This window comes from Streptomyces sp. NPDC029139 (assembly GCF_055564335.1).
On record NZ_JBVHWN010000005.1, the window covers coordinates 54,402 to 80,771 of the forward strand.

At 71.4% G+C, this 26,370-nt stretch carries 18 protein-coding genes; 4 read left to right on the forward strand and 14 right to left on the reverse strand.

The window, feature by feature from the left end; genetic code table 11:
* Positions 1 to 117: 117 nt before the first annotated feature.
* A complete protein-coding gene (locus ACZ4VW_RS14275) occupies positions 118 to 1,236 on the forward strand; it encodes a M48 family metallopeptidase (RefSeq protein WP_467961986.1) in 1,119 nt (372 codons plus the stop codon).
* Here ACZ4VW_RS14275 and ACZ4VW_RS14280 read toward each other — a convergent pair.
* From ACZ4VW_RS14280 to ACZ4VW_RS14315, 8 genes are all read right to left on the reverse strand, one after another.
* Positions 1,221 to 2,300, reverse strand: a complete 1,080-nt coding sequence (locus ACZ4VW_RS14280; RefSeq protein WP_467961988.1) for an SCO2583 family membrane protein — start codon at positions 2,298 to 2,300, stop codon at positions 1,221 to 1,223. The two genes, ACZ4VW_RS14275 and ACZ4VW_RS14280, sit on opposite strands and share 16 nt — an antisense overlap.
* Positions 2,301 to 2,463: 163 nt before the next feature.
* The gene (locus ACZ4VW_RS14285; RefSeq protein ID WP_467961990.1) at positions 2,464 to 3,006 is read right to left on the reverse strand and encodes an SCO2584 family spore wall biosynthesis protein; all 543 of its coding nucleotides are present in this window, start codon (positions 3,004 to 3,006) and stop codon (positions 2,464 to 2,466) included.
* A 115-nt stretch (positions 3,007 to 3,121) separates the two neighbouring features.
* Positions 3,122 to 4,405: a glutamate-5-semialdehyde dehydrogenase gene (locus tag ACZ4VW_RS14290; protein WP_467961992.1), complete on the reverse strand. Its 1,284-nt coding sequence runs from the start codon at positions 4,403 to 4,405 to the stop codon at positions 3,122 to 3,124.
* 138 nt (positions 4,406 to 4,543) lie between these two features.
* The gene (locus tag ACZ4VW_RS14295; protein ID WP_467961994.1) at positions 4,544 to 5,029 is read right to left on the reverse strand and encodes a hypothetical protein; all 486 of its coding nucleotides are present in this window, start codon (positions 5,027 to 5,029) and stop codon (positions 4,544 to 4,546) included.
* 188 nt (positions 5,030 to 5,217) lie between these two features.
* Positions 5,218 to 6,345 (reverse strand): glutamate 5-kinase, encoded by a 1,128-nt coding sequence (gene proB / locus ACZ4VW_RS14300; protein WP_467962505.1) that lies wholly within the window; start codon positions 6,343 to 6,345, stop codon positions 5,218 to 5,220.
* A 184-nt stretch (positions 6,346 to 6,529) separates the two neighbouring features.
* On the reverse strand, positions 6,530 to 6,967 hold the full coding sequence (locus ACZ4VW_RS14305) for a GtrA family protein (protein ID WP_467961996.1): 438 nt from the start codon (positions 6,965 to 6,967) through the stop codon (positions 6,530 to 6,532).
* A complete protein-coding gene (locus tag ACZ4VW_RS14310) occupies positions 6,967 to 7,968 on the reverse strand; it encodes a glycosyltransferase family 2 protein (RefSeq protein WP_467961998.1) in 1,002 nt (333 codons plus the stop codon). Before ACZ4VW_RS14310 ends, ACZ4VW_RS14305 begins: the two co-directional genes overlap by 1 nt.
* Entirely contained in the window at positions 7,965 to 10,580 is a 2,616-nt protein-coding gene (locus ACZ4VW_RS14315; RefSeq protein ID WP_467962000.1) for a YfhO family protein, read from the reverse strand. Before ACZ4VW_RS14315 ends, ACZ4VW_RS14310 begins: the two co-directional genes overlap by 4 nt.
* Before the next feature lie 314 nt (positions 10,581 to 10,894).
* On the opposite strand from ACZ4VW_RS14315, the gene ACZ4VW_RS14320 reads away from it, so the two are divergent.
* The 3 genes from ACZ4VW_RS14320 (at position 10,895) to ACZ4VW_RS14330 (ending at position 17,024) form a co-directional block, all read left to right on the forward strand.
* Positions 10,895 to 13,765 carry a bifunctional glycosyltransferase/CDP-glycerol:glycerophosphate glycerophosphotransferase gene (locus tag ACZ4VW_RS14320; RefSeq protein ID WP_467962002.1) on the forward strand — a complete coding sequence of 957 codons (2,871 nt, stop codon included), beginning with the start codon at positions 10,895 to 10,897 and terminating at the stop codon, positions 13,763 to 13,765.
* A 62-nt stretch (positions 13,766 to 13,827) separates the two neighbouring features.
* Positions 13,828 to 14,934 carry a glycosyltransferase gene (locus tag ACZ4VW_RS14325; protein WP_467962507.1) on the forward strand — a complete coding sequence of 369 codons (1,107 nt, stop codon included), beginning with the start codon at positions 13,828 to 13,830 and terminating at the stop codon, positions 14,932 to 14,934.
* Between the two features lie 203 nt (positions 14,935 to 15,137).
* On the forward strand, positions 15,138 to 17,024 hold the full coding sequence (locus ACZ4VW_RS14330) for a glycosyltransferase family 2 protein (RefSeq protein WP_467962004.1): 1,887 nt from the start codon (positions 15,138 to 15,140) through the stop codon (positions 17,022 to 17,024).
* Positions 17,025 to 17,129: 105 nt separating this feature from the next.
* Here ACZ4VW_RS14330 and galE read toward each other — a convergent pair whose 3' ends face one another.
* The 6 genes from galE to ACZ4VW_RS14360 form a co-directional block, all read right to left on the reverse strand.
* Positions 17,130 to 18,116, reverse strand: a complete 987-nt coding sequence (gene galE / locus ACZ4VW_RS14335; protein ID WP_467962006.1) for a UDP-glucose 4-epimerase GalE — start codon at positions 18,114 to 18,116, stop codon at positions 17,130 to 17,132.
* A gap of 19 nt (positions 18,117 to 18,135) precedes the next feature.
* Positions 18,136 to 19,761, reverse strand: a complete 1,626-nt coding sequence (locus ACZ4VW_RS14340) for a glycosyltransferase family 2 protein (RefSeq protein WP_467962008.1) — start codon at positions 19,759 to 19,761, stop codon at positions 18,136 to 18,138.
* Between the two features lie 201 nt (positions 19,762 to 19,962).
* Positions 19,963 to 21,402 carry a GTPase ObgE gene (gene obgE, locus ACZ4VW_RS14345; RefSeq protein ID WP_467962010.1) on the reverse strand — a complete coding sequence of 480 codons (1,440 nt, stop codon included), beginning with the start codon at positions 21,400 to 21,402 and terminating at the stop codon, positions 19,963 to 19,965.
* A gap of 105 nt (positions 21,403 to 21,507) precedes the next feature.
* Positions 21,508 to 21,762 (reverse strand): 50S ribosomal protein L27, encoded by a 255-nt coding sequence (rpmA, locus tag ACZ4VW_RS14350; protein WP_260226291.1) that lies wholly within the window; start codon positions 21,760 to 21,762, stop codon positions 21,508 to 21,510.
* A 14-nt stretch (positions 21,763 to 21,776) separates the two neighbouring features.
* Entirely contained in the window at positions 21,777 to 22,097 is a 321-nt protein-coding gene (rplU, locus tag ACZ4VW_RS14355; protein ID WP_114036861.1) for a 50S ribosomal protein L21, read from the reverse strand.
* Positions 22,098 to 22,348: 251 nt separating this feature from the next.
* On the reverse strand, positions 22,349 to 26,149 hold the full coding sequence (locus tag ACZ4VW_RS14360; protein ID WP_467962013.1) for an Rne/Rng family ribonuclease: 3,801 nt from the start codon (positions 26,147 to 26,149) through the stop codon (positions 22,349 to 22,351).
* Positions 26,150 to 26,370 lie beyond the last annotated feature (221 nt).

The window sequence follows — 26,370 nt, forward strand, 5'->3', positions numbered from 1 at the left end:
CACGGTCGTCCACCGCGCCCGAGTTATCCACAGGCTCCGGCACTCGGTGGGCCCAGCGCCTAGGCTGGGTTTCGATCAGGGGGACGAGCAAGGTCTCGTACGAACCAGGGGGCATCCATGACCGAGAAGACCGACAACGGAAACGGGAACGTGCCGAGCAGGCAGCGCAAGCGCTTCCCCGGCATCTCCTCACGGGCCTACGAGCATCCGGCCGACCGCTCGGCGCTCGTGGCCCTGCGCAAGCTCACCGGTTTCGACACAGTCTTCAAGGCGCTGAGCGGGCTGCTGCCCGAGCGCAGTCTTCGCCTGCTCTTCCTCTCCGACTCCGTGCGGGTGAGCGACGCGCAGTTCACGCACCTCAACGACATGCTGCGGGACGCCTGTTACATCCTGGACCTGGAGAAGGTCCCGCCGATGTACGTCACCCAGGACCCGAAGCCGAACGCGATGTGCATCGGCATGGACGAGCCGATCATCGTGGTCACCACCGGGCTCGTGGAGCTGCTCGACGAGGAGGAGATGCGGGCGGTCGTCGGCCATGAGGTGGGCCACGCCCTCTCCGGCCACTCGGTGTACCGCACGATCCTGCTGTTCCTCACCAACCTGGCGCTCAAGGTCGCCTGGATCCCGCTTGGGAACGTCGCGATCATGGCGATCGTGACGGCGCTGCGGGAGTGGTTCCGCAAGTCCGAGCTCTCGGCGGACCGGGCGGGTCTGCTGGTCGGCCAGGATCTCCATGCCTCGATGCGTGGTCTGATGAAGATCGCCGGCGGCAACCACCTGCACGAGATGAACGTGGACGCGTTCCTCGCCCAGGCCGACGAGTACGAGAAGGGCGGCGACCTGCGTGACTCCGTCCTGAAGATCCTCAACATGCTGCCGCGCTCGCACCCGTTCACCACCGTTCGGGCGGCCGAGCTGAAGAAGTGGGCCGAGACCCGCGAGTACCAGCGGATCATGGACGGGCACTACCCGCGGCGCTCGGAGGACAAGGACACCTCGGTGACCGACGCCTTCCGGGAATCGGCCGGGCATTACGCCGAATCGGTGCGCACCAGCAAGGATCCGCTGATGAAGCTGGTCGGTGACATAGCCGGCGGCGCGGGCGATCTGGCGGGCGATCTGGGCGGCAAGCTGCGCAGCCGGTTCGGTGGGGGTCAGAACGGCGCGGGCCGGAGCGACGGTGACGGCCAGGACGGCAGCGGCGAGAGCGGCAAGGGTCAGAGCGAGGGCTGAGCGCTCGGGGCCAGGGTCCCGCACAGCGAGGAGACGGCGGGCCGGCCCGTGGCGTACGGGTCGGTGACCGCCGGGTCGCCGGAGGAGGGGGTCCGCTCGCCCGCCAGGAGTGGCCGGAAGGACCCGCTGGTGTCGGGGCCGCATGCCTGTGGGCCCGCCTCGACGTTGCTGGTCAGCAACTCCGCTCGGTGCATCCGCAGGTCCTCGCGGTCGAAGCGGAAGTGCATCTCCCGGTGGACGGTGAAGAGGGACGCCTGACCGACCGGGCCGGGGCCCGAGGCGGCGGGGCGCAGGGCGTAGGTGAACGTGTGGTCCGCGGTGACCTCCAGCATGTCGGTGCCCGTCTCCGCGAAGCGGAGGATGCCCTGGACGCGGACCGAGGGATCGGCGAGGGCGACCTCGGCCGGATCGAAGCGCACCAGCCAGCCGGAGACCGCGTGGCGGCCGTCGTCGAGCGAGGACTCGACGCTCCGGTCGAACTGCGCCAGCTGGTCGGGGTCGAGCAGCAGCCGGGCGGGACGGACGGTCACACCCGCCAGTACGTCGGGCTCCAGCGAGGAGGCCACGAGGTAGTCCTTGGCGATGGTCAGGGCGGTCACCACCTGGCTCTCCGAGAAGTGGGTGGTGCGTCCGGTGACCGGGAGGTTGATGCCGGCGGCTCCGCTGCGGTACGCGGCAGCAGGGCTGCGCGCGAACAGCTGGGCGGGTTCACCGCCCGTCACCGGGTCCTGGGGGGCCAGCGGGACCAGAGCGATCCGCAGGGGTTCCGCGCGCTGGTCCATCGGGGGCTGATAGGGGTTGCGCACACCGAGATAGATGGCCGTTCCGAAGGCGAGGAGGATCACCAACACCAGCAGTACGGCCTGGCGGGAGCCGCTTCCGCCCTCCCAGGTGGAGCGGGACCGCACGGCCTGGGAGTGCTCGCCCATCCGCTCCTCGGCGGAGAACTCCTGGAGCCGGGCAGCGCGGACGAACGACTCGTCGAAGACGACGGATCGGTACTCGTCCTCACCACCGCCGGGGTCGGGTACCGGCCCCTCAGGCGGGTCGCCACGCCCTGCCATACCTTCAGAGTAGGTCCGCGGAAGCCCTGGTAAACGCCCAGGTACACGACAAGTTCGGAAGAATTCCCACGCATGGCCCTCCCCCCGCCCCGGAGGGTTCCACGCATGGCCCTCCCCCCACCCCGGAGGGTTCCACGCACGGCCCTCCCCCGGCCGAGAGGGTTCAGGGGGAAGGGGCGGTGACCGCGGGAGGGACCGCGCGGGGCTTGTCGATACCGGTGGTGGCGGGCGCGGGGACCTGGTCCTGGCGATTGGCGGAGGCGCCGCGGTAGACGGCGGTGAAGGCGAGGGCGACCATGCCGACGCCCATCACGAGGGCGAGCACCCAGGCGACCGGCCGGTGCCAGCGGGCGCTGCCCCGGTAGGGGCGCAGGGCGCCGCCGTGGCGTCCGTACGGCCCGGAGTCGTCGTCGGGGTCGTCGTGCCCGTCCCCGTAGGGACCGGCGAAGGGGTCGTAGCCGTCCTCGTGGAACTCGTCGTCGCCCGGTACGCCGCCGGCCCGGGCGCGGGCGGCCTCCGCCTCGGCGCGGGCCTGTGCGGCGGCCAGGAGGCGTTCGACGGCGGACGGCTCGTGCACCTCGGCCGCCCGTACGAAGTCCTCGTCGAACACCACGGTGGCGAAGTCGTCGTCCGCGCCCCCGCGGTTGTCAGAGTTCTCGGGGTCCCCGCCGTCCGGGAACGGCCTGCCCCCCACGTCGTCCGGCACGTTCTCAGAGTAGACCTGGGAGGTGGTTTTGGGCAGGGAGAGTGCGAAGCATCCCTGGGCGTCCGAGTCCCCCGCGGCCCCGCGGGAGCGAGGCCGAACGGGGGAATCGGGGGTGCTACCGGGTGTGGCCGTCGCCGGTGACGATGTACTTCGTGGAGGTCAGCTCGGGCAGTCCCATGGGGCCGCGGGCGTGCAGTTTCTGCGTCGAGATGCCGATCTCGGCGCCGAAGCCGAACTGGCCGCCGTCGGTGAAGCGGGTGGACGCGTTGACGGCGACCGTCGTGGAGTCGACCAGCTGGGTGAAGCGGCGGGCGGCGGCCTGCGAAGTGGTGACGATCGCCTCGGTGTGGCCGGAGGACCAGAGCCGGATGTGTTCGACGGCCTTGTCGAGCGAGTCGACGACGGCGGCGGCGATGTCGTAGGAGAGGTACTCCGTCTCCCAGTCCTCCGGGGTGGCGGGGACGACGGTGGCCTTGCCGCCCTCGGCGTGGGCGAGGACCCGCTCGTCGGCGTGGACGGTGACGCCGGCGTCGGCGAGGGCGGCGAGCGCGCGGGGCAGGAAGGCCTCGGCGATGTCCTGGTGGACGAGGAGGGTCTCGGCGGCGTTGCAGACGCTGGGCCGCTGGACCTTGGAGTTGATCAGGATGTCGACGGCCATGTCCAGGTCGGCCTGGGCGTCGACGTAGACGTGGCAGTTGCCGGTGCCGGTCTCGATGACCGGGACGGTGGACTCCTCGACGACCGTACGGATGAGGGAGGCGCCACCGCGCGGGATGAGGACGTCCACCAGGCCGCGGGCGCGCATCAGCTCCCGTACCGAGTCGCGGGACTCGCCGGGGACGAGCTGGATGGCGTCGGCGGGCAGGCCGGCGCCGCCGACGGCGTCGCGCAGGACCTTCACCAGGGCGGTGTTGGAGGCGTACGCGGAGGAGGAGCCGCGCAGCAGCACGGCGTTGCCGGACTTGAGGCAGAGGGCGGCCGCGTCCACGGTCACGTTCGGCCGGGCCTCGTAGATGATGCCGACGACGCCGAGGGGGACGCGGACCTGGCGCAGGTCGATGCCGTTCGGGAGGGTCGAGCCGCGGACGACCTCGCCGACCGGGTCGGGCAGCGCGGCCACGTCCCGTACGTCGGCGGCGATGGCCCGGACCCGCTCCGGGGTGAGCGTGAGGCGGTCGATGATGGATTCGCTGGTGCCGGCCTCGCGGGCGCGGGCGACGTCCTCGGCGTTGGCCTCGATGATCTCGGCGGTGCGGACCTCCAGGGCGTCCGCGATGGCGAGCAGGGCGTCGTCCTTCGCCGCGCGCGGAAGTGGCGCGATTTCGGCGGCGGCCCCACGGGCCTGGTAGGCGGCCCGGGCGACCGGGGACAGGTTGTCGAGGGGCGTGAGCGAGGTCATGTCCGCAGGGTACTGGCACCCCCGCGGACATCCCGCACGTATCCCGTACGTATCCCGCACTCCGAGACGGCTCCGAGACGGCTCTGAGACACCCTCCGAGACGCCTCCGGGGGGGAAAGGCGCCGCTCCGTACCGGTGTCAGTACGGGTGGACCCCCACCGGCGCGGCCGGTGGCGGGCCGTATCCCTCGGCGATGCGCTGGTGGTAGGTCTCGCGGTCGATGACCTCCAGGCCGACGATCTCCCAGGGCGGCAACTTGGCGGTCTGCCGGTGCTCGCCCCACAGCCGCAGCGCGACCGCCGCGGCATCGTGCAGGTCACGGGCCTCTTCCCAGTAGCGGATCTCGGCGTGATCATTGGCGTAGCGACTGGTCAGCAGGAAGGGATGGTCGTGGGCCAGCTGCTCCAGCGCGCGCCTGACCTCCTTCAGTGGGGCCTCGGCCCCCGAGACGCTGAGGGTGATGTGCCAGAGCTTCGAGGCGACGTCCACCGCCCGCTCCTCACCGCGTGCCTCAGCTGTCTCGGTGCCCTGGCCGTCGTCGTCGAAGTCGGCTCCGGCCTCGACACTGGTCAGGGCGCGTTCGGCAGTCCCGCGGGGCAGTGCCCCTGGGCGCGCTCGTCTCACCGGCGGCCTCCTGTTTGATGCGTGTGGTGCTGTACCCCGCCTTGTCTTACCCCCGAGACAAAGTTGACCAGCCCGAGACGCCATGTGGGGCGGTTTTGGTAAAGGTCTCTACCGGATGGCCGGAGTTTCAGCCGTTTCCCCACACGTCGAACACCACCCCGCGCCACCCGGGGCACCGAGCCCCGGCCTCAGGTCCTGACGACGACCAGGTCGTCCCGGTGGACGACCTCCCGCTCGTACTCCGGCCCGAGCTCCTTCGCCAGCTCCGGGGTGGAGCGGCCGAGCATCCGGGGGATCTCCTTGGCATCGAAGTTGACGAGGCCGCGGGCGACGGCCCGGCCCTCGGTGTCACGGAGCTCGACCGGGTCGCCGGCCACGAACTCCCCCTCGACGGCGGCGATCCCGGCCGCGAGCAGTGACTTCTTGCCCTCGACGACGGCCCGTACGGCACCCTCGTCCAGGGTCAGGTGGCCCTGCGGGGTGGAGGCGTGGGCGAGCCACAGCAGCCGGTCGGCCGAGCGGCGGCCGGTGCGGTGGAAGTACGTGCCGGTGTCGCGGCCCGTCAGGGCGTCGGCGGCGCGGCTGGCGGAGGTGAGCACCACGGGGATGCCCGCGGCGGCGGCGATCCGGGCGGCCTCGACCTTGGTGACCATGCCGCCGGTGCCGACCCCGGCCTTGCCCGCGGAGCCGATCTCGACATGGGCGATGTCCTCGGGACCGGCGACCTCGGCGATCCGCGAGGTGCCCGGCTTGGACGGGTCGCCGTCGTAGAGCCCGTCGACGTCCGAGAGCAGCACCAGGAGGTCGGCGCGGACGAGGTGGGCGACGAGCGCGGCGAGGCGGTCGTTGTCGCCGAAGCGGATCTCGTCGGTGGCGACGGTGTCGTTCTCGTTGACGACCGGCAGGGCGCCCATGGCGAGGAGCTGGTCGAGGGTCCGGTAGGCGTTGCGGTAGTGGGCGCGGCGGCTGGTGTCGTCGGTGGTGAGCAGGACCTGGCCGACGCGTACGCCGTAGCGGGCGAATGAGGCGGTGTAGCGGGCGACCAGGAGGCCCTGGCCGACGCTGGCGGCGGCCTGCTGGCGGGCGAGGTCCTTGGGGCGGCGGGTGAGGCCGAGCGGGGCGAGGCCGGCGGCGATGGCGCCGGAGGAGACCAGCACGATCTCCTTCTCGCCACCGCTGCGGACCTTGGCGAGGACGTCGACGAGGGCGTCGACCCGGTCGGCGTCGAGGCCCCCGGACGCGGTGGTCAGTGAGGACGATCCGACCTTGACGACGATCCTGCGGGCTTCCGTCACGTACTGCCTTGCCACTGTCACCTGTACCGCCGTCACCTGCGTCGTCCTCATTCGGATGTCACGCGGCAATCTACGCGAGCCGGGACGTCCGCCGCCCGTTCATTCCGGTGGATGGAACGGGCGGGCGGTGTGCGTGGGCCGTGCCGGGGCACGCGTGCCGGGCAAGATCGGCAAGACATCCCCCAGGGCTCGGCGAGGTACTCCGTCAGCGGCTGGCGACGGGGTCGGAGGCGGCCTCAGGATCACCGGTGGTGCCGGTCGCCGTCTTCCGGCCGCCGGTCACGAGGATCTTCCGCGACAGCAGATAGGTGAACGGGATGGCCACGACCGCCGCGACGAGGGGGGCGATCCGGTCGTCCATGCCGGCCCAGGTCACCAGGGCGTACAGGCCGACGCTCTGCACCAGGTAGTTGGTGACGTTGGTGAGCGGGAAGAGCGCGAACTTCTTCCAGGTGGGCCGGGTGCGGTAGGTGAAGTAGGTGTTGAGGAAGAACGAGCCGACCATGCTGAGCACGAAGGCGAGGGAGTAGGCCGCGAAGTACGGCATCCACGGGTGCAGCAGCAGGTAGCAGCCGTAGAAGGTGCCGGTGTTGACGGCGCCCACCAGGCCGAAGCGGGCGATCTGGCCGAGCTGTCCGCGCATCACATCTCCCGGTCGGTCGCCGCGGCGCGGACGCGGGCGGCGCCGTCCAGGCGGGGGTCGCGGCCGTGGGCCGCCAGATGACGGTGGGTCTCCTTCACCAGGAAGTGCGGCCGGCGCTTCGTCTCGTAGTAGATACGGCCGATGTACTCACCGATCAGACCCAGCATGACCATCTGGACACCGCCGAGGCCGACGATGATCGCCACGAGGGTGACGTACCCGGGGGCGCTGACGCCCTGGGTGAGGGCGGTCACCGTGATCCAGGCGACGTACAGCGCGGCGATGCCGACGAGCGTGAGCCCGAGCCAGATCGCGATGCGCAGCGGCCGGTTGTTGAAGGAGATCAGCCCGTCCATGCCGTAGTTGAGCAGGGAGCCGAACTTCCACTTCGTCTCGCCCGCCTCGCGCGCGGCGTTCTGGTAGTCGAACGTGACGGTGTCGAAGCCGATCCAGGAGAAGAGACCCTTGGAGAAGCGGTTGTACTCGGGCAGTGACAGCAGCGCGTTCACGGCCGGGCGGGAGAGCATACGGAAGTCTCCCACGCCGTCGGTGAGTTCGACGTCGACCCATTTGTTGACCGCGCGGTAGTACAGCCTGCTGAGGGCGCTGCGCACCTTCTTGTCGCCCTCGCGGGTGCGGCGGGCGATGATCTGGTCGTGGCCGCGCTCGTGCAGCTCGAGCATGCGCGCGATGAGCTCCGGCGGGTGCTGGAGATCCGCGTCCATGATCACGACGGCGTCACCGGTGGCCTCGCGGAGTCCGGCGAGCATCGCGGCCTCCTTGCCGAAGTTCCGGCTGAAGGAGACGTAGCGGGTCTCCTTCGGGAACCGGGTGGCGAGGGCGCGCAGCCGGAGGGCGGTGCCGTCCTCGCTGCCGTCGTCGACGTAGCAGAGCTCGTACGCGACGGGCAGGCCGGCGAGGACCTCACGGATCCGGGTGTCGAACTGGTCGATCACCGCTTCCTCGTTGAAGCAGGGGACAACGACGGAGATCTTGGTCATGAGCGCTGGCTCCTGGGCGACGGGCGAGGAGTACGGGTTCGCAGGGTGTGGGCCACGGCCACGGCGAGGAGCAGCGCCGCGGCGGCGCCGCTCAGCGCGAGGCCGAGCCTCAGTCCGGGGGTGCGGAAGGAACAGGACAGCTCCGAGGCGCCGTCCCCGAGCTCGACGGCCATCAGTCCGCCGAGCGTCCGCGGCGCCCGCGCCTGGCCTCCGTCGACCGAGCAGCGCCAGCCGGGCGTCGCCGGTACGGAGACGACCGCGGTGCCCTGGGTGCCGGGCGCGAACGTGGCGCTGATGCTGTGGCCGGCGGTCTCGACGCGGTCGGGTCCGGTGTCGCGCAGATGGCGTACGGCTCGGTCCAGCGCGGCGCGGTCGAGGCAGCCGATCGGGTGCTCCGGGAGGAACTGGCCGCGGGCCGAGTGGATCGTGGCGGTGATCCGCCCGTCGGCGGGGACGGGCCCGAGGCGGATCATCGGCATGCTGGTCATGGCGTACTTGCCGTCCACCTTGACGGTCTTGCCGAGTGCGCGGACGCGTCCGCTGACCCAGGGCGTGTACAGGTACGCCTCGGTGCCCGCGGTGCAGGCGGCGGTGAAGGTCGTGCCGGTGCCGCCCGGACGGTCGGCCTTGAGCGGCCAGCCGCGGCCCGGGACGAGCGCGGTGTCGGCACCGCCCGGCGTTATGGCGGCGACGGGGACGAACGCGGGCACCTCGTACAGCTTCGCGCCGAGCACCCGCTCCTGGCGGGAGAAGATCGTGGCGTCGCCGGTGGTCCCGTCGAGGGGTGTGCCGGCCGGGCGCAGCGTGACGACGGGCGGGGCGGCGACGGACCGCTGGACGAAGCCGACGCCTCCGCGCTTGCGTTCGAGGTAGCTGCTCACGCCCATGATCGCGCGGCCGACCGGGTCGTTGAAGCTGCGCGTGTGGCGGCCCTGGATGTACCAGCCGGTGCCGAGGCGCTGGAGGGCGGCGGCGGTGGTCGCCGGCAGATAGCTGCTGTAGTACTCGCCGCCCTGGCCGGCGAGCAGCATGGGGTCGTTGTTGGCGACCGTGTGCGGGCCGGGGTCGGTGCGGCTCGCGGGCCACGCGTCCGCCGCCTTGAGCTGCTTGTACGCGGCCAGCGACCGGCTGTCGTACGTGCGCTTGGGCTGCCACCAGTCCATGGAGTCGCGGAGCCGCGTCGTGGTCAGGACGGCGCCCGTGGCGGAGAGGAAGACGGCCCCGGCCAGGGCCGTGAGGACGCCCGCGCGTACCCGGCGGTCGGAACGGTGGCGGTGGAGCGCGAGGAGGAGGACGACGAAGACGAGTCCGGCCGCGGCGAGGATCCATGGTCCGCGGGTCATGTGCCGGGTGGTGCTCACGCAGGCGGCGAGGACCAGGACGACGGCGGTGCCGCGGAGCAGTTCCGGGGGGCGGGGTCCGCGGGCGAGCGCCAGCCAGGCGACGCACACGAGGACGGCGGTGAGGGCGATCGCGGCGCGGTAGGGGCTGCCGTTGGGCATGGCCAGTCCGTGCCAGAGCAGGATCGTGGGCTGCCAGACCAGGGAGGCGCCCATCGCCACGGTCAGGCCCAGCCACGCGAGCCGCTCCTTGCGCGGCGCCCTGCCGATGAAGGGGTAGGTGGCGACCAGGAGCAGCGCGAGCATGCCGACGGAGATGTGGGGTCCTCCGCCGATCAGCCCACCGGGGAAGAGGCGCGCCAGGTATTCGGTGAGACCCGGTGCCCCCTTGTAGACGACGTCGGGGGCGGGCTGGGACATCGCGCTCGCCTTGAGGCTCACGGTGAGCACGGGGGCGGCCAGCAGGATTCCGGTCACGGTCATCGAGGCGGCGCGCGCGAGGACGCGGAGGCGCACCGGGGCGGGCCGCTCGTCCAGCAGGACCCGTACCAGCAGGACGAGGCCCATGCCGAGGGTGGCCATGGCGGCGGTGTAGAAGTTGCCCGCCCAGCAGAGGGTGACGAGCAGGGCGCCGAGCACCCAGCGTCGGCCGTTCAGGCACCAGTCGTAGGCGATGCCGAGGAGCGGGAAGGCGACCAGGCCCCACATCCACATGGGGTCGGAAAAGCCGTCCGAGATCATCCAGGCGCTCAGCCCGAAACCGACCGAGAGAAGGGCGCGGAGCCAGGGGCTGCCGGGGTGAAGACGCCCCAGAAACACGGTCATCAGGGCGGCGGCGAGCCCGACGCTGAGGAGTGTGACCAGGAAGACGGGGAACTCCACGCTCTCCCGGGGGAATACCCCGACGAGCAGCGAGAACGGATTCATCAAATAGGTGAAGAAGTCCGCCAGAAATGGTGTGCCGTAACCGCTTGCCCAGTTGAAGAAGAGGTCACCGCTGGTGTCGCCGTACATCAGGTCCCGAAGGCGGGCGTGGAACGGCACGAACTGGTTGCCGAGGTCGTTCACCGCGCGGGACCGGCTGCCGAAGGGATAGGTGCCCTGCAGCGTCATGGCGAGGCAGTACGCGCTCATGGACAGGACGGCGGCGAGCCAGGGGGCCAGGAGCTGGGGTCTTCGGCTCCGCCGCCGCTCCGGGACGGAAGGTTTCGCCGGGGACGTGGGGTCGATCGTCCGCCGGTGCGAGGTGGTGTCGGGTGAGGGATTCAGCATGGGGGCCGTCCATGGGTCTCACGTTCCTGGAAGCCCCCCGCCCCCTGGATGTCCCACATGGTTCGCATATGTACTTTCCGTTACCCTCTGTCATGAAATGGTCGCAGAAAAAGGCTAAGGCCTCATCTGCACGCATCTGCTAGACGGGGACGGAGCCGAATGGGTTGCCCCTTAAAATCGACGAATCCGATCGAGGAGAGTGACTCGATCGCCCAGGTCCGAAACCCCGGCCCGGACGCCCCCAGAGCATCGGACCGTCGGAAAGTGAACGCGAGGTACCGTTGTGGCAGCCTGCGCAAGACAAATGGATCGAGGTGCCAGTGCCTGACGTCTCAGTGATCGTCATCGCCTACAACGACGCAGAGCGTCTCCCGACGGCCGTGCGATCGGTGTTGGACCAGACACTGCAGAGCGTCGAAGTCGTGATCGTCGACGACTGCAGCAAGGACCGCACCTTCGAAGTCGCCCAGGAACTGGCAGCCGCCCACCCTGAGCAGGTCCGTGCTTTCCAGCTGCCGCAGAACAGCGGCGGTTGCGGGGCGCCCCGCAATTACGGCGTCGAGCGTGCCGCCGGCGCGTACGTCATGTTCCTCGACAGTGACGACGTACTGGAGCGCAACGCCTGCCGGAACATGCTGGAGGCGGCCGAGCGGACCGGCGCCGATCTGGTCTCGGGCCTCTGCGTGCGCGTCCACCTGGACAGCCGGCAGCAGAAGACGACCGAGTGGTACCCCTGGCTCTACTCGCAGACCCGGACGATCGAGTCCATCACCGAGCTGCCCGACCTGCTCGTCTTCGACACCCTTTCCACGAACAAGTGCTACCGCCGCGATTTCCTGCTGGAGCAGGGGCTCGAGTTCCCGGTCGGCATCCACTACGAGGACCTGCTCTTCTCCGCGCAGGCCTACGTCGCCGCCAGCCGGATCACGCTGATCCCGAACCAGGTCTACTACTGGAACGTGCAGGAGAGCGCGGCCTCCAAGTCGATCAGCAACCGGCGCCACGAGATCGCCAACTTCGTCCACCGCATGGACATACACCGCCGGGTGGACGACCTCCTGGAGAGCAAGGGCTACGAGGACCTGAAGTTCCGGAAGGACATCAAGTTCCTCAAGCACGACCTCGTCCTGCATCTGCGTGACCTGCCGCAGATGGGAGAGGAGTACCGGCGGGAGTTCGCCGAGCTGGCCAACGGGTACCTCTCGACGATCGACCCCAAGGCGTACGACGAGGTCCAGCCCCTGCACGCCATCTGCGCCTACCTCCTGAGCCAGGAGGACTGGGACAATCTGCTCCCGGCCACCGAGGCGCTCGCGAACAAGGGCCGGCTGACCTCGCCGCTGATCGAGCACGAGGGCCAGATCCTCTGGTGCGGGGACCATCTCGACGACGCCGACGCCCGGCGCATCCTGGATGTCACCGCGGACGGTTACCACACCCGGCCGCTGACCTCCCTCGTGCTGGGCAACCGGCTCTCCTCGTACGAGGGCAGCGACGGGGTGGTCCGCCTGTCCGGCGCGGTGGTGAACCCGCTCGGACGCATCAAGGAGGGCGCCAAGCTCAAGGCGGTGCTGGAGTTCCAGGCCCGCCGCAAGATCGGCGTCCGTGCCTTCCGCTTCCCCGTCTCCTCGCTGCGCCGCACCGACACGGCGATCGAGTGGGAGGCCGAGGCGGACATCACGCGCAGGGTGCGCCCGCTGGGCGTCATCGACGCGGTGTGGGACGTGCGCCTGCTGCTCACCGTCGACGGGGACCAGCTCAGCACCCGGGTGTCCGTCGGCAGCGTCGACCTGGACGAGCGCCGGACGGTTCGGGTGCGGCCGCGGCTGACCCGGCTGGTCTCCGACCGCTTCGCGCCCGAGGTGACCAAGAAGGGCAACCTGTCCTACGTCCTCACCGCCGAGGGCAAGGCGGCCGTCCGTACCTCGACGATGATCGAGGGGGCGATGCACGGCCGCGCAGCCGGCCTGGCCAAGACCGGCCTGCGCCGGCTCCTCAAGGCCCGACGCAGCCTCAGCTCCGGCGAGACGAAGCTGCGCGTCTACCACGAGGTGTACAGCAAGCTGCCGATCCGCAAGGGTCTGGTGGTCTTCGAGAGCCACCTCGGCAAGCAGTACAGCGACAGCCCGAAGGCGATCTACGAGGAGCTGCGCCGCCAGGGCGTGGCGTTCGACGCCGTGTGGTCGTACGCGGGCGCCCGGCCCACCGGGTTCCCCAAGGACGCCACGCTGGTCAAGCGGTGGAGCTGGCAGTACCTGCGTGCGCTCGCCCAGGCGGAGTTCTGGGTCGACAACCAGGGCTTCCCGCTCAAGCTGACCAAGCGCCCCGGCACGACGTACATCCAGACGTGGCACGGCTCGGCGCTCAAGCGCATGGGCTTCCACGAGCCGGGCACCAAGATGCAGGGCCGGGCCGGACAGGACTCCTTCCAGAAGTCCCTCGACCGCTTCGACCACTTCCTGATCCGCTCCCAGCACGACGTCCACACGCTCGCCAAGGCCTTCCGGCTCAAGGACGAGGTGCTGCTGCCCGCCGGGTACCCGCGCAACGACGCCCTGGTCGCGGCGCGGAAGCGGGAGACCGAGACCGGCGAACGCGTGCGGGGTCCGCTCGCGGCGGAGCTGGGCATCGCCCCGGAGAAGACGGTGCTGCTGTACGCGCCGACGTTCCGGGCCGCCCCCGGCGGAGCCGTGCGCCGCTTCGAGCTGCCCTTCGACGTGGAGGAGTTCGCCGAGCGCTTCGGAGACACCCACACGCTGCTGATCAGGTCGCACTACCTGAACAACCTCACGCTGCCCCCGTCCGTGCGCGGGCGGGTCATCGACGTGACGGACCACCACGACATCACTCCGCTGCTGGAACTCGCGGACGGCCTGATCACCGACTACTCCTCGGTGATGTTCGACTACGGGCTGCTCGACAGGCCGATGATCTTCTTCACGTACGACTACGAGGAGTACGCGAAGGAGAGCCGTGGCACCTACTTCGACCTGAAGGAGAAGGCGCCCGGCCCGGTGGTCCTCACCGAGAGCGAGCTGTTCTCGGCGGTGGCCCACCTCACGGACGAGGCGGACGCCAAGTACCAGGCGGCGCGGGAGCGGTTCAACGCCGAGTTCAGCTCCTTCGACCGGGGTGACGCGGCCCGTCAGATCGTCGCCAAGTTCTTCACCAGGAGCGGTAAGTGACCGAGCAGACCGCCGTGTCCGGCGGCCGTGACATCTTCTTCGTGTCCAACAGCGTCGACGAGATGGGTGGCGTGACCACCTGGTCGCACCAGATGGCCCGGCAGTTCGCCGAGCGCGGCCACCGGGTGCACGTCATCGGGATCGTCCCGGCCCCGGAAGGGCGGCGCCAGGAGTTCCCCGACGCCCTGCCGTACGAGACGACGACGCTGTACGACGCGCATCCGCCGCAGGTGGGTTCCCTGCGCGGGGTCAAGGGCAAGCTCAACGCGGCCGAGCGGCTGCGCCACCGCGCCAGGGCCGCCGGGATGCGGGAGCAGGCCGAGAAGCTGACCGCGCTGTTCGCCGGCGCCCGCCCCGGGTCCGTGGTGATCGTCACCCAGGTCTGGGCGATGGAATGGGTGGCGCTCGCCGACACCAAGGGCCTCGTCGTCATCGGCATGAGCCACGAGTCGTACGAGGCGAGCGCCGCGTCCTCACGTCTGGCCCGCGTCAAGCGCTACTACAAGGACGTCGACCGGCTGCTCGTCCTCACCCCCGGTGACGCGGACCTCTGGATCCGCAACGGGATGGACAACGTCGGTCATCTGCCGAACCCGCTGCCCTTCATGCCCGAGGCCCCGGCCCCGCGCAGCGAGAAGGTGGTCGCCTGCATCGGCCGCCTCTCGCACGAGAAGGGCGTGGACATGCTGCTGGACAGCTGGGCCGAGGTCGCGCCCCGCCACCCCGACTGGAAGCTCCGGATCTACGGAGCGGGTGACGAGGAGGCGGAGCTGCACCGCCACTGCACCTCCCTGGGCCTGGACGACTCGGTGGAGTGGATGGGCCGCACGAACGACGTGCTGGGCGCGCTGCAGGGCGCCTCGATCTTCGCGCAGGCCAGCCGCGCCGAGGGCTTCCCGATCACCCTCCTCGAGGCCATGGCCGCGGGTGTGCCGTGCGTCGCGTTCGACTGCGCGCCGGGCGTCCGCGAGATCATCGACGACGGTGAGGACGGGCTGCTCGCCAGGCTCGGCAACACCATCGAGCTCGGCAGCCACATCAGCGCGCTGATCTCCGACGCCGACCTGCGCAACCGCATGGGAGACGCGGCCTTCGCCAACGTGCGGCGCTACTCCGGTGACGAGATCACCGACCGCTGGGAAGCGCTCTTCTCGTTCCTGGAGCGATGAAGGACGAGCAGGACGACCACGCCGTACGCAGGGCGTCCTGGAGACCGTGAAAAGAGACGGGGTGCCCCTTCCGAGGGGGCACCCCGCCCCTCGTTCAGGGGCCGGAAGACCCCTGGCAGCCCTTCCGGGGCGCGTGCTAGCGTCCGCCTCACCAGGGCGGATCCCCTCCCGGAGCCCCCCATCCGAGCCGAGAGAGAACCTCCATGGCAACCCGAATATCAGTGATCGTTCCGGTGCACAACACCGAGCGATACCTTGAGCGCTGCTTCGGATCCGTGGCCGCCCAGTCGTTGCCGCAGGACCTCATCGAGGTCATAGCCGTCGACGACGGCTCCTCCGACGGCAGCGGAGCGTGGCTCGACGCCTGGGCCGCCCGCCACCCCAACGTGCGGGTGATCCACCAGCCCCCGTCCGGCGGCGCCGGACGTCCCCGCAACGTCGGCATCGAGCAGGCGCGGGGCGACTTCCTCTTCTTCCTCGACTCCGACGACTACCTCGGCACCGAGGCGCTGGAGCGCCTGCTGCGCATGGCCGACGAGCAGGAGTCGGACATCGTGTACGGCAGGATCGTCGGCATCGGCGGCCGCCCGGCCCCTGTCGACCTGCGGACCACCAGCCCCGATGTGAGCATCTTCCACTCCCCCGTGTACTGGACGCTGGCCGCCTACAAGCTGTGGCGCCGCACCCTCGTCGAGGAGTACGAGCTCCGGTTCACCGAGGCCCGGCTGCTGGGCGAGGACGTGCCCTTCGCCGTCCACGGTCTGCTGCACGCCCGCAAGGTCTCGGTCGTCGCCGACTACGACTGCTACTACCTGGAGGGTCGCGGGGACGGGACCAACGCCAGCATGCAGGACGTCGACTGGGTCGCGCAGCTGGAGTACGTGGGCGGCATCCTCAGGATGGTCGCCGACCACGTGCCCGCCGGTCCCGAGCGCGACAAGCTCATGGAGCGGCACTTCCACGGCGAGATCCTCGGCATGTTCGGCGCGCCCTATCTGGCGCGCGACGAGGCGGGCCGAAGAGCCATGGCGGAGGCGGCCCGCCCGCTGTGCCGCGCATGGCTCACCGACGGGATCTCCGCTGCCCTGCCGCCGCGGCTGCGCCTGCGCGCGCACTGCCTGCGCGAGGGGAAGATCGAGCAGCTCTCCGCGATCATCGAGGCGGATGTCGAGCGGGAACTCGGCCCCGCCGTCGTCGAGGGCGACCGCGCCTACGCCGCGTACCCCTTCTTCCGCGACGCCGACGCCGGCATCCCGGACTCCTGCTACGACACCACCTCGCGTGTCGTGCTCCGCCAGGAACTCACCTCGTACACCTGGGACGGCCCGGTGCTCCGCCTCACCGGCACGGCCCGGCTCGACGGGCTGGGGGACCCGGCCGGCCAGGAGGTCTCCGTGGTGCTCGGCCGTCAGGGCGTGACGTACACGGTTCCCGCGAGCAGCGAGAACGGCGCGTACACCGCAGCCGTCGACATCGGCCGCGCCGCCGACGGCGGACCGTTGGCCGAGGGCATATGGACGATGCAGATCGCCGTCGCCTCCGGGACGCTGTGCAAGCGGGCCTGGCTGCCCCGGCCCGCCGATTCCTCCTACGACGCCGCTCCCGAGTCGGAGCTGGTACGGGCCGAGAGCGGACCGATCCCGGTGGCGGTCTTCCACTCCGAGGCCCACCAGCACGTCAACCTCGACATCGGCGCCACGCGCTTCCCGCTGGGCCGTGACGCGCGCGGATCGGTGCGCAGCGGCTTCTTCGGCCGGACGGACGTGGAGTTCGCGGTGACGGTGCCGGGCTGGTCCGCCGCCCCGCCGGCGCGGCTGCTGCTCACGGCGCCGAACCGGAAGCCGCTGATGGTCGACGGCACCGAGAGCGTGGACGGCGACGGCGGGATCCGGGCGCGCGTCCCGCTCCAGCGGGTCCCCGCAGGGGAGTGGAACGTACGGATACACCTGGAGGACGGGGCGTTCGCCCGGGACCTGCCGATCGCCGGCCCGGAGGGCGAGCCGCTGCGCGTCTCCATCCCCCAGCAGCCGCTGCGCCGGCTGGGTTCCAGGGCTAAGAAGGCCGCGGTCCAGGTGCTGCGCAACCACTGACACGATCGCGGGCACGGCCCGTGTGAACGGCGACGGCCGAGGGCCGGGGAGTGTCTCCCCGGCCCTCGGCCGTCAGCTGGTCACGCGCGTCCGCGTCAGGTGCCGTCAGGCCGGCACTCCACGGCGGGCGACCCAGCCGGCCCATGCGGAGCTGATCATCTCGCGCACGTCGTGGCGGGCCTTCCAGCCCAGCTCCGAGGCGATGCGGTCGGCGGCGGCGACCACCCTGGCCGGGTCGCCGGGGCGGCGCGGGGTGACGACGGGGGCGACCGAGTGGCCGGTGATCTCGTTGATCAGGTCGATCATCTCGCGGACGGAAACGCCCTCGCCCCGGCCGATGTTGACGGTCAGGTCGCGCGTCTCCCCGGCCTCGGCGAACGTGGCGAGCTTCCGGGCGGCGACGAGGTGGGCGTCGGCGAGGTCCTCGACGTGGATGTAGTCGCGGACGCACGTGCCGTCGGGCGTGTCGTAGTCGTCACCGAAGATCCGCGGGGCCTCGCCGGCGTCGAGCCGCTCGAAGACCATCGGGACCAGGTTGAACACGCCGGTGTCGGCCAGCTCGGGGGTGGCGGCGCCGGCCACGTTGAAGTAGCGCATGCAGGCCGTGGAGATGCCGTGGGCCTTGCCCGCGGCGCGGACCAGCCACTCGCCGGCGAGCTTCGTCTCGCCGTACGGGCTCAGGGGCAGGCACGGCGTGTCCTCGGTGACGAGGTCCACGTCCGGCATGCCGTACACGGCGGCCGAGGACGAGAAGAGGAAGTTGCGCACGCCCGCGGCGGCCACCGCCTCCAGGAGCACGGTCAGGCCCTGCACGTTCTCGCGGTAGTAGTGCAGGGGCTGCTCGACGGACTCGCCGACCTGCTTCTTCGCCGCCAGGTGGACCACGCCCGTCACCCCGTGCTCGGCGATGGTCCGGTCCAGGACGTCGCGGTCCAGGGTCGAACCGACCACCAGGGGCACGCTCTCCGGGATCCGCTCGGCGTACCCGGTGGACAGGTCGTCGAGGACGACGGCCCGCTCCCCGGCCTGCGTCATGGCGCGGACCACGTGCGAGCCGATGTATCCGGCGCCTCCGGTGATCAGAAAAGTCATAACGCCCCAAATCCCTTCGCTAAGAACTGCGGGTGAACCGACGGAGCCTGGCCCTGACCGCCTGGAGCCCGTCCCGGGCGCCGGGTGCGATCCGCATCGCGAGCGAACCGTTCGCCGTCGTGTACTGCTGCACCAGCAGTACACCGTACCGGCTGCTCGCCACGACCGAGCGCCGCTGGTGGCCGTCCGGCAGCCGGAGCGCCGTCGCGAAGGACCCCCCGTCCGCGCAGGTCACCGTCGACCGGATGTCCCACAGCTGGATGCCCCGGACGCCGCGGCGTCGCCCCTGCCGGGCCAGCGTGGTGAGACCGGCCGGAATGCGCGCCGTCCAGCCCCCCTCCGCCTCGACGAGTTCGGCACGCTCGACGCGGGCGGGCTCGTCGGAGCCCCGGGGCAGGAACGCGACCTCCACGGACCGGGGGCCGGCCGCGCGGACCCGACCGTACAGATCGCGGACCGTGAGGCGCAGCTCGCCGCTCCCGCCGGTGTGCAGACCCGCGTCGACGACCACCGGGAGCTCGTCGAGGGGCAGGGTGTCCATGCCGTCCAGCTCGGCGTCGGAAGCGTCGAGCGACCAGACGGCGACGTTCTCGCTGCGCACGTACGGCGGGAGCAGCCGGGCCGGTTCGGCGGCCAGCCGGGCCAGCCGGAGCAGGTCGCGCGGCTCCTTGGACGCCAGCACGAACCGGGCCGCCCAACGGGCGGGCGCGGCGGCCGCGGCGATCTCGCTCTCCTCGAACGCCCCGATGTGGTCCCGGGTCAGCGCCCACCACTCGGACTGGTAGGCGGCGTCGCGGAGCATCAACTCGCGGGCGTACAGGCGCAGATCGTGCTCGAGGAACTTCGTGCGGCAGGCGGCGGCGAGCTCGGCGCGCCCGGCTTCGGAGAAGGTCTTCACGGCCTGGCGATGGGCGGCGATACGGGCCTGCCAGTTGGAGACGCCCTCCCGGTCCAGGGAGATCGACAGCTGGGCGGCGGCGCGGCGCACGTGCCAGACGTACACCGTGTCGGGGATCACGGCGACGCGCGGCGCGGCGGCCAGGACGCGGGCGGTGAAGAGGAAGTCCTCGTAGACGAAACGGCCGTCGGGGAACCGGATGTCGTGCTCGACGAGGAAGGAGCGGGCGTAGATCTTGTTGACGCAGAGGGTGTCGTGGACCAGCGGTGTGAGGTCCGACACGGTCTCCAGGAGGGCCGGCTCCTGGTAGAGCCGGGGCTGCCAGCGCACCTCGCGGCCGCCGGGCAGTTCGCGCCGCACACAGACGCCGACCGCGACGGGGGTCCGGTGCCGTTCGGCCGCGGTGACCAGGGCCTCGGCCGCGCCCTCGGGCAGGATGTCGTCGCTGTCGAGGAACATCACGTAGGGGGTGGTGGCCGTCTGGACGCCGTCGTTGCGGGGGCTGCCGCAGCCACCGCTGTTCTCCGTACGGTGGACGACCCGCACACGGGGATCGCGCGCGGCCCACTCGTCGAGGACCTTCGCGGTGCCGTCGCTCGAGGCGTCGTCGACGGCCACGACTTCCGCGACCACGGGACCCTGGTCGAGAGCGGACCGGATGGCTTCGCCGACCAGCGCCTCGTCGTTGTAGGCGATGACCACGACACCGAGCGTGCCTTCTGGCGTGGGTGGGGGGACGCTACTCACACCGAGGATCCTACGGGAGCGGCCGACGTCGCCGACCGGCCGCTCCTGGGGACCGTGGGACCGGTCCGGGAGTGCCGGTCGGGGGGCGTCGTGGGCTTCGGCCGGGCGCGCGCCGGGCTCCGTCCGTCGGCCCGGCGCACGCCCTTCCCCTGCCTAGGCGGTGCTTGGTCGATCAGCCCGGCACGATCGACCGGACGCACCTTAGAACGGGTTGAACTCGTCGAACTCGCGCTGTGCATCGTCCCGCTCCGCGTCGCGGTCGCGGCGGCGCTGCGCGGCCGGCCGCGGGGCCTCCAGACGGTGGTCCTCGCCACGGCGGCCGAGCATCTCGGCGCCGGCCATCATCGTCGGCTCCCAGTCGAAGACGACCGCGTTGTCCTCGGCACCGATGGCGACGCCGTCGCCCGAGCGGGCGCCCGCCTTCATCAGGGCGTCCTCGACACCGAGGCGGTTGAGGCGGTCGGCCAGGTAACCGACGGCCTCGTCGTTGCTGAAGTCGGTCTGGCGGACCCAGCGCTCCGGCTTCTCGCCGCGCACCCGGTAGACGTCCTCGGCCTCGTCGTAGGTGACGGTGAAGCCGGCGTCGTCGACCGCCTTCGGGCGGAGCACGATCCGCGTCGACTCCTCCTTCGGCTTGGCCGCGCGCGCCTTCGCGACGATGTCGGCCAGCGCGAAGGACAGCTCCTTCAGACCCGTACGGGCCACGGCCGAGGCCTCGAAGACCTGGTAGCCGCGCGCCTCCAGGTCCGGGCGGATCATGTCCGCCAGGTCCTGGCCGTCCGGGATGTCGATCTTGTTGAGGACGACGATGCGGGGGCGGTCGTCCAGGCCGCCGTACTGCCGCAGTTCCTCCTCGATGACGTCGAGGTCGCTGACCGGGTCACGGTCGGACTCCAGCGTCGCCGTGTCCAGGACGTGCACGAGCACCGAGCAGCGCTCCACATGGCGCAGGAACTCCAGGCCCAGGCCGCGGCCCTGGCTGGCGCCCGGGATCAGGCCCGGTACGTCGGCGATCGTGTAGACGGTCGAGCCGGCGGTGACGACGCCCAGGTTCGGCACGAGGGTGGTGAAGGGGTAGTCCGCGATCTTCGGCTTGGCGGCCGACAGGACGGAGATGAGCGAGGACTTGCCCGCGCTCGGGTAGCCCACCAGCGCCACGTCGGCGACGGTCTTCAGCTCCAGGACGATGTCCCGTGCCTCACCGGGCTCGCCGAGGAGCGCGAAGCCGGGGGCCTTGCGGCGGGCGGAGGACAGCGCGGCGTTGCCGAGGCCGCCGCGGCCGCCCTGGCCCGCGATGAAGGTGGTGCCCTGCCCGACGAGGTCGGCGAGCACATTGCCCTGCTTGTCGAGGACGACGGTGCCGTCGGGCACGGTCAGGACGAGGTCCTGGCCGTCCTTGCCGGAGCGGTTGTCGCCGGCACCCGGCTGACCGTTGGTCGCCTTGCGGTGCGGGGAGTGGTGGTACTCGAGGAGCGTGGTGACGGCCTGGTCGACGACCAGGATCACATCGCCGCCACGGCCGCCGTTGCCGCCGTCGGGGCCGCCGAGCGGCTTGAACTTCTCCCGGTGTACGGAGGCGCAGCCGTGGCCTCCGTTACCCGCGGCGACATGCAGCTCGACGCGGTCCACGAAGGTGGTCATGGTGGTGCCTCCAGTACTTCTGGGTGGAATGTCTATCTAGTAACACGCGAAAGGCGGACCCGCTTCCCTGCCGGGAAGTGAGGTCCGCCTCCGCAAAAGAACCGATCAGGCGACCGGAACGATGTTCACGACCTTGCGGCCACGGTGGGTGCCGAACTGCACCGAACCGGCCTGCAGGGCGAACAGCGTGTCGTCGCCGCCACGGCCGACGCCCGCGCCCGGGTGGAAGTGGGTGCCGCGCTGGCGGATAAGGATCTCACCGGCGCTGACGACCTGACCGCCGAAGCGCTTCACGCCGAGCCGCTGAGCATTGGAATCGCGACCGTTCCGAGTGGACGATGCGCCCTTCTTGTGTGCCATCTCTCCTCAGTCCCTTACTTCGCAGCCGTGGGGATGCCGGTGACCTTGATCGCCGTGTACTGCTGGCGGTGGCCCTGGCGACGGCGGTAGCCGGTCTTGTTCTTGTAGCGAAGGATGTCGATCTTCGCGCCCTTGTGGTGGTCCACGACCTCGGCCGTGACCTTGATACCGGCCAGCACCCACGGGTCGCTGGTCACGGCGTCGCCGTCGACAACGAGCAGGGTCGAGAGCTCGACCGTGTCGCCAACCTTGGCAGTGGAAATCTTGTCAACCTCAACGATGTCGCCGACAGCAACCTTGTGCTGGCGACCACCGCTGCGCACGATGGCGTACACGCGGATCTCTCTCTCACTCGGGAACGGTCCCCTGATGCCAGCCGCTCACACGGGCCGGGGCCCGCGACGATCCGGAAGTGGACGAGCGGCCTCTCCCGGCGGACCGGGAGGAGGGTGCTCAGGGGGGTGGCGTGTCATGACGACACGCCGACGGTCAAGGTTACGGGCCGGTGCCTCAGGGGGTCAAATTCGGTGACTTCGACCACTGGGGCGGTGCGGGCCGTCCGGTGGGGACGGCCCGCACGGCCGCGTCAGTCCTGCGAAGGGGCGGCCGTCTTCTTGGTGGCGGCCTTCTTCGCGGTCGTCTTCTTCGCCGCGGTCTTCTTGGCCGTCGCCGTCTTCTTGGTGGCGGCCTTCTTCGCGGTGGCCTTCTTGGCCGTCTTGCGGGCGGCCGTCTTCTTGGCCGGGGCGGCGGCCTCGGCGTCGGCCTCGGCCTCCGCGACGGGCGCCTCGACGGGCGTCTCGACCGGGGCCGGTGCCACCGCCGGGGTCTCGACGACCACGACCGCGGCCTCCTCCGCGCCCGCGGGCGATCCGGCGGGAGCGGTCACCTTGCGGACGACACGACGGCGGGCCCTCGGCGGGGCGGCCACGGGAGCCTCCTCGACGACCGGCTTCTCGGCGACGGGCTCGGGCTCCGGCACGACGACCGGCTCCGGCGCCAGGGCCGGGACGGCCTCCACCAGCGGCTCCGGCGTCGGGGCCGGGGCCGGCGAACCGGCCGGGGCCGTCGCCTTACGGGTGGCACGGCGGCGGGTACGAGGAGCCGGGGCGGCCTCCTCGGCGGCGACCGGGGCCTCGGCGACGGGCTCCGGCTCCGGCACGACGACCGGCTCCGGCGCCAGGGCCGGAACGGCCTCCACCAGCGGCTCCGGCGTCGGGGCCGGGGCCGGCGAACCGGCCGGCGCGGACACCTTGCGGGTCGCGCGACGGCGGCCACGGCCCCGCGTGGCGGCGGCCTCGGCCTCGGCGGCGCTGCTGTACAGCTCCTCGTCCGGGCGGAAGGGCTCCTCCACGGCGACCGGAGCGGCGACCTCCGCGGCCAGCTCGGCCTCGGTCTCGGTCTCCACCGGCTCCACCGCCTCGACGGCGGCGTCCTCGACGTGGTCGTGCTCGTGGTGCTCGGCACCGCCACGGCCGCGCTTCTTGGCGCGCTTGCCGCCGCCACCGCCGCCGGGGGCGGTCGGCTGCTCCATGTGCACGATCACGCCACGGCCGTTGCAGTGGACGCAGGTCTCGGAGAAGGACTCCAGGAGACCCTGGCCGACGCGCTTACGGGTCATCTGGACCAGGCCCAGCGAGGTGACCTCGGCCACCTGGTGCTTGGTCCGGTCACGGCCCAGGCACTCCAGGAGGCGGCGCAGCACCAGATCGCGGTTGGACTCCAGGACCATGTCGATGAAGTCGATGACGACGATGCCGCCCAGGTCGCGCAGGCGCAGCTGGCGCACGATCTCCTCGGCCGCTTCGAGGTTGTTCCTCGTCACGGTCTCCTCGAGGTTGCCGCCCTGGCCGGTGAACTTGCCGGTGTTGACGTCGACGACGATCATCGCCTCGGTCTTGTCGATCACCAGCGAGCCACCGCTCGGCAGCCAGACCTTGCGGTCCAGCGCCTTCATCAGCTGCTCGTCGATCCGGTACGTCGCGAAGACGTCGACCTCGCTCGTCCACTTGGACAGGCGGTCGGTCAGGTCCGGGGCGACGTGGTGGACGTACCCGTGGATGGTCTCCCACGCGTCGTCGCCGCTGACGATGACCTTCGAGAAGTCCTCGTTGAAGATGTCGCGGACGACCCGGACGGTCATGTCCGGCTCACCGTAGAGAAGGGTGGGGGCGTTGCCGCTCTTCGCCTTCTTCTGGATGTCCTCCCACTGGGCCTGCAGACGCTCGACGTCACGGCGCAGCTCGTCCTCGCTCGCGCCCTCGGCGGCGGTGCGCACGATGACGCCCGCGTCCTCGGGGACGATCTTCTTGAGGATGGTCTTCAGCCGGGCGCGCTCGGTGTCCGGGAGCTTGCGGCTGATGCCGGTCATCGAGCCCTCGGGGACGTACACGAGGTAGCGGCCCGGCAGGGAGACCTGGCTGGTGAGGCGCGCGCCCTTGTGACCGATCGGGTCCTTCGTCACCTGGACGAGGACCGACTGGCCGGACTTGAGGGCGGTCTCGATGCGGCGCGGCCCGTTGGCCATGCCGAGCGCCTCGAAGTTGACCTCACCGGCGTACAGGACGGCGTTGCGGCCCTTGCCGATGTCGACGAAGGCGGCCTCCATGGACGGCAGGACGTTCTGCACCTTGCCCAGGTAGACGTTGCCGACGTACGAGGTGGCCTGCTCCTTGTTGACGTAGTGCTCGACGAGCACGTTGTCTTCCAGGACGCCGATCTGGGTGCGCTCGCCGTTCTGGCGGACGACCATGACGCGCTCGACGGCCTCACGGCGGGCCAGGAACTCGGCCTCGGTGATGATCGGGACGCGACGGCGGCCCTGCTCGCGGCCTTCGCGGCGGCGCTGCTTCTTCGCCTCCAGACGGGTCGAGCCCTTGATGGACTGGACCTCGTCCACGCCCGTGCCGGGCTCGGCCTTCTCGCGGGCCGGACGCGGCTCGCGGACCTTGACGACCGTACGGACGCCGTCGTCCTCGCCGCCCTCGGCGTCGGCGCCGGTGTCCCCGCTGCGGCGGCGACGGCGGCGACGGCGGCGCGAGCTGCTGGAGCCGGACGACGCGCCGCCCTCGTACTCGTCGGACTCGTCGGCCTCCTCCTCGGACTCCTCGTCCTCGGCGCGGGCCTCCTCCGCCTCTTCGGTCTCCTCGGACTCCTCCGCCTCGGCGAGCTCACCGCGACGACGGCGACGGCCGCCACGGCGGCGACGGCGGGACGGACGGTCCTCGTACTCGTCGGTCTCCTCGGCCTCCACGGCCTCGGACTCGGGCTCCTCGGCCTCGACCTCGGGCTCGTCCGCGACGGTGACCGGCACCGGCTCGACGGCGACGGGCTCGGGGGCGGGCTCGCCGCGACGGCGGCGGCGACGGCGACCGGCGGGCTCGGGACGCTCGACGGCCTCCTCGACCGCCTCCGCGGTCTCGACGCCGGTCTCCTCTTCCTCCTCCTCCGGCTCCGTGACCTCGGCGGCAGCGGCGGCGGCCGCGGTCTCCGGGGTCTGGAACATGGGCTCGGTGAAGACCGGGGCCTGGAAGACGGCGACGGCGGGGCGCGCGGCGCGGCGGGCGCGGGGCGACTCCTCCTCGGCCTTGGGGGCGACCACCGGCTCGGCGGTGAACTGCGGCGCGGTGGCGCGACGGCGGGTACGGCCGCGGGTCGCGGCCTTCTCGGCGGCGACGACCTCGGTCTCCGCCTCTTCGGCGGTGATCTGCGCGACGGTCTCCTGGGGCAGGCTCTCGCCCGCCGCCTCGACGGTGGTCTCGGGAGACGTGGCCCTACGGGTGGCACGACGACGCGTACGGGCCGGGGCGGGCTCCTCGGCGGGAGCCTCCTCCACGACCGGCGCGGCGGCCTGCGCGGCGGCGGTCTCGGCCTGGGCCTCGACGACCGGCTCCGGCGACGTGGCCTTACGGGTGGCGCGACGACGCGTACGGGCGGGCGCGGGCTCCTCGGCGGGGGCCTCCTCCACGACCGGCGCGGCGGCGGCGGTCTCGGCCTGGGCCTCGACCACCGGCTCAGGCGACGTGGCCTTACGGGTGGCACGACGACGCGTACGGGCCGGCGCGGGCTCCTCGGCGGGAGCCTCCTCCACGGCCGGCGCGGCGGCCGGCGCGGCGGCGGCGGTCTCGGCCTGGGCCTCGACGACCGGCTCCGGCGACGTGGCCTTACGGGTGGCGCGACGACGCGTGCGGGCCGGCGCGGGCTCCTCGGCGGGAGCGGCGGGCTCCGGCGTGGCGGCCTGTGACTCCACGACGACCTCGGCCACGGTGGCACCGGCCTCCGCCGCGACCGGCGGACCGGCGGGGCGGGAAGCCGCGCGGCGCCTGCGGCGCGGAGGCAGCTTGTCGCCAGGTGCGTTGTTGTCGCTGTTTTCTTCGTGCTGCTCGAGCATGCGGGGTTCTCCCGTCACGCTCCCGGGCGCCGCGCCTTGTTCCGGTCCGGCGGCACGATCGCGCGAATCTGCGCGGTGCCGCCGTCCGGGGCGCGGGCGCCGCACGGGAGCTGATGTCTGGCTCGCCGGTTCCGTCCGCTTTGTGCGTACGGCCTGGCGAAAGTCTCCTGGTCAGTGCGCTGCCCGACCCAGGTGGCTCCCGAGTGCCAGGGCTGCGCTAC